This is a genomic window from Streptomyces alkaliphilus, assembly GCF_014141535.1.
In the GTDB taxonomy this organism is placed as follows: Bacteria; Actinomycetota; Actinomycetes; order Streptomycetales; family Streptomycetaceae; genus Streptomyces; species Streptomyces alkaliphilus.
This window is the reverse complement of sequence record NZ_VKHT01000389.1, coordinates 1-4526: the sequence shown is the minus strand read 5'-3', so window position 1 is coordinate 4526 and position 4526 is coordinate 1. Positions and strand designations below refer to the sequence as shown.

The following is a 4526-nucleotide window of genomic DNA, read 5'->3' as shown; positions in this document are numbered from 1 at the left end:
CAACGACGAGTCGTAGGAGGGCTTGCACACACAAACACACACGACGGTGATCCTCGCGCCGCCCCGGCCACGAGGATCACCACCCGCACATCACACCAAGCAACCGATCAGTTACCCAACACTTTCTCAGGCGCCCATCAGCTCCGCGAAGTCCACGGTGTCCTCGTCGGCCGGCGCCTCGACGTCGATGTCCTCGTCGAACTCGGAGAACTCGACGGTGCCGCCGTCGGTCTCGCTGTCGTTGACCATGCGCAGGATGTGGGCGTCGTCGTCATCGGCGACGTAGACGGTGACGGTGCTGCCGTCGTCCTCGGTGCGGGTGATGCCGACGGTCTCGGTGCCGTCGATGGTCTCCCCGTCCACGCGCTCCCAGTCGCGGTCCTCGTCCGAGTCACTGTTCAGGTCCTCCAGGAAGCTGTCGAGTTGGCAGGTCTCGGCGAAGCCGCCCTGACCCTCCGGCGCGACGATCCAGCGGTCGCCGACGAGTTCGCGCATGGACTCGCCGTCCATGCCCTGCTGCGACCAGAACGACTCGTCGCCCCGCATGTAGGAGGTGCCGCCGACGACCATGAACTCGACCTCGGCGCCCTCCATGCTCATGGAGCCCCGGCAGTCCCCGTCGGTGGACATCGCCACGTCGAAGACCCCGCCCTCCTCGGGGGTGCCCAGCTCCGCCTCCATCCGCAGGGAGGACAGCTCGGCCATGGAGGTCCGGGCCTTCTCGGCGATCTCGTCGGCGTCCATGCCGTCCAACGCGCCGCCGCCGCAGGCGGTGACGCCCGCCAGCATCGCGCCGGTGGCGAGGACGGACAGGATGCTCGTCTTGGCTTTCACGGGTGTGCTCCTCATTCGGGGACGCGTTCCTCGGTCCGCCCGGGGACGGTGGCCGGAACGCCCTTGCTCATGCTCACAGAACCAGGACATCCGATCACACCCGCACGGTGCCGCACGAACCCCCCGGGCTCGCCGACGGCGCCGGGCCGCGACCGCCCCCGACGACCGAGTGCCGGCCTCCGCCGGGCCGTGCACGCCTGCCCCGGTCGGCGCGGTCCACTCCCGGAACACCCTCGGCCCGGAACGCCCTCGACCCGGGGGCGCCGAGGCCCGGGGCGGGCGTCTTCACTCCACCACGTGCCGCCCCTCGGCCCGCCCCGAGCACGCCCCCCGGAAGGCGCACCGGCCGCAGTGCCGACCCGGCGCGGGGGTGAAGCGCTCGTCGAGCACCCGACCGGCGGCCTCGGCCAGCAGGCGGCCCACCCAGCGGTCGTCGCCGGGTTCCCCGGCCCCCGCGTCGCCCGCGGGGCCCTCGGCGCCCTCGGGAAGAGCCGGCTGCACCCGCAGCAGCGGCAGCTCCGGGCCCCCCTCGGCCCTGGGCGCCCCCTGTCGCAGGTGGACCAGTTCCGCGCCGCCCAACCGCGCCGCAGCGTCCGCCGGATCGGTGTCGTGACGCATCGCCAGTTGGTAGACCGCCAGCTGCGGGTCCCGCTCGGCCTCCGCCCGACTCGGCGGGGAGCCGCCGGTCTTGAAGTCCACCACGTACACCCGTCCCTCGGCGTCCCGGTCCACCCGGTCGACGACCCCCCGGATCCGCACCCGGTGCGGGCCGGCGGGCAGCGTGACGTCGAACTCCCGTTCACTGCCGATCGGGTGACGACCGAGCTCGCCCTGCCGGACGTGCCAGCGCAGGAACCGCTCCAGGGCGGTCCGTGCCTGCTCCCGCTCCTGGCGGGAGTGCCAGGGCGCCTCGAAGGCGAGGGCGTCCCACACACCGTCCAGACGGGCCATCAGCACGTCCAGGTCGGCGGGGGTGGCGCCGGAGGCCACCTCGTCGGCGAGCACGTGCAGGACGTTGCCGAACCCCTGGGCGGTGGTGGCCGGGGCGTCGGCGTGCACCTCGCGTCCGAGGAACCACTGGAGGGAACACAGGTCCACCAACCGGCCGACGGCGCTGCCGCTGAGCGACACCGGGGCGTTCGGGTCCCGCACCGGCACACCGGGGTCGGTGGGCTCGCGCAGGCCCCACCAGCGCTGCGGATGGGCGGCCGGGACCAGGGCGTGGCCCTCCTCGTCGCGCAGGGCCGCCAGGCGGGCCAGCCGGTGGGCCGCGGCCCGGCGCAGCGCCCGCGAGGCGCGGGGATCCACCGTGGTGGCGCGCAGCTCGGCCACCAGGGGGCCCGGCGCCAGCGGTCGGGGCGGACGTCCGGTCACGTCCACCGGCTCCACCCCCAGTTCGGTGAGGAAGCGGGAGGGCTGGTCACCGTCCTCGGCTCCCCGCACCGCCGTGACCACCAGGCGGTCGCGGGCCCGCGAACAGGCCACGTGGAACAGTCGACGCTCCTCGACCAGCAGCGCGGCGGGGCTCAGCGGCTCGGCCAGGCCGTCCGGGCCGATCCGGTCGGCCTCCAGCAGGGAACCGCGTCGCCGCAGGTCGGGCCAGAGCCCCTCCTGCACGCCCGCCACCACCACCAGTGACCACTCCCGGCCCTTGGAACGGTGCGCGGTCATCAGGTGGACGGCGTCCGGACGCAGGGCCCGCGGGGCCCGGGTGTCGGCGGCGATGTCGTGCGACTCGAGTTCGGCGAGGAAGTTGAGCGCGCCCCGGCCGCCCTCCCGCTCCTCGGCACGGGCGGCGGCGTCGAACAGGGCGCACACCGCGTCCAGGTCCCGATCGGCGTTGCGGCCGGCGGCACCCCCGCGACGGGCGGCCCGCTCCAGTCGCCGGGGCCACTCGGTGCCGTCCCACAGCTCCCACAGCGCCGCCTCGGCGGTCCCGCCGCCGGCGAGGAGTTCGCGGGTTTTGCGCAGCAGCAGGCCCAGCCTCTCGACCCCCGGGGCGCCGTGGGCGACCAGGCGTTCGGGTTCAGCGAGGGCCCGCGCCAGCAGGACGTCGGAAGGAGCTGGGACGGCCACGCCGGCGGTCCGCTGCTCGTCCCGCAGGGCGCGTCCGAGACGGCGCAGCTCACCGGCGTCCGAGCCGGCGAGAGGGGAGGTCAGCAGTTCCGACGCGGTTTCGGTGTCGAGTCCGTCGGGGACCGCCGCGGCACGGAGCGCGGTGAGCAGCGGCGCGACCGCCGGTTCGTGGCGCAGCGGCAGGTCGTCGCCGTCCACGTGGAGCGGCACCCCGGCGGTCGACAGGGCGCGCCGTACGGCGGGCAGGGACCGGGCACCGGCCCTGACCAGCACCGCCATCTCCCGCCACGGCATGCCGTCCTCCAGATGGGCGCGGCGCAGCAGGTCGGCGATCCCGGCGGTCTCGGCGCCGGGCCCGGGGAAGGTCAGCACCCGTGCCCGACCGCCCCCGCGGACCGCGACCGGCGAGCGGTGGGCGCGGACGGCGTCGGCGGGCAGGCCGGCGAGCGGCATCCGGGCGGTCAGCCGACCCGAGACCTCCACCAAAGCGGCGCCCGCGCGGTGGTTGGTGGTCAGCACGGCGACGGGCGCGGGTCGGCCGTCGCGGGCGCGGAAGACGCGGGGGAATTCCCGGATCCCGCCCACGTCCGCGCCCCGGAAGGCGTAGACGGACTGGTCGGGGTCGCCCAGGACGATCAGGTCCCGGCCGTCGCCGGCCAGCGCCCGCAACAACCGCACCTGGGCGGGGTCGGTGTCCTGGAACTCGTCCACCAGCACCAGGTCGTACGCGGCGCGGATCCGCTCGCCCGCCGCGGGGTCCTCCACCAAACGGGCGGCCCGGTGCACCAGCTCGGCGTAGTCGAGCACGCCCTGCTGCTCGGTGACGTCCAGGTACTCGGCGAGGAAGTCGGCCGCGGCCTCCCAGTCGGCGCGGCCGGCGCGGCGGGCGAAACCGGCCAGGGTCCCCGGGTCCAGGCCCAGTTCCCGGCTGCGGGCCAGCACCGCCCGCAGCTCGTCGGCGAAACCGCGGGTGGTCAGGCAGGCCCGCAGTTCCTCGGGCCAGGTCCGGCCGCGTCCGGCGCGTTCCAGCTCGACCTGGCCGGCGAGCAGCTCGCGGAGGAAGAGGTCCTGTTCGGGGCCGGAGAGCAGGCGGGGCGGCTCGGCGTACAGGGAGCGGTCCCGGTGGGCGCGGAGCAGGGCCCAGGACAGGGAGTGGAAGGTCGTCGCCATCGGGGTGACGGCGGGCGGGCGTCCCGGAGCCGCGACGGCGCGGGCGAGTCGGGCGGCCATCGCGTCGCGCAGCCGCACGGCGGCGCGACGGCCGAAGGTCAGCACCAGGACGCGCTCGGGATCGGTCCCCAGACGGATGCGCTCGGCCACCGTCTCCACCACAGTGGTGGTCTTTCCCGTCCCGGGCCCGGCCAGGACCAACAGCGGACCGGTGGTGTGCTCAACCACCGCGCGCTGGCCGGCGTCCGGGACGGGGAGGGCGCGTTCGTCCGGCCCCGCCGGGTCGGCACGCACCAGTCGGTAGCCACCGGTACCGTCCCCGCCGACGCCCCTCTCGGGGGCGTCGGCGGGGACGGGCGCCCCGGCGGCGCCGGTGACGACGCCGGGTCCGCCGTCCCTCCGACCCCCGCCCGCGGGCGGGCGGGGGTCGGAGGGACGGCGGGGGG

Annotated in this window: 2 protein-coding genes; both read right to left on the bottom strand. The window is 75.7% G+C overall.

Going from position 1 to position 4526, the window contains the following annotated elements:
- Positions 1-126: 126 nt before the first annotated feature.
- Positions 127-834: an immunoglobulin domain-containing family protein gene (locus FNQ90_RS13585; RefSeq protein WP_182606619.1), complete on the bottom strand. Its 708-nt coding sequence runs from the start codon at positions 832-834 to the stop codon at positions 127-129.
- 285 nt (positions 835-1119) lie between these two features.
- On the bottom strand, positions 1120-4374 hold the full coding sequence (locus FNQ90_RS13580) for an ATP-dependent helicase (protein ID WP_323379943.1): 3255 nt from the start codon (positions 4372-4374) through the stop codon (positions 1120-1122).
- Positions 4375-4526: the final 152 nt, after the last annotated feature.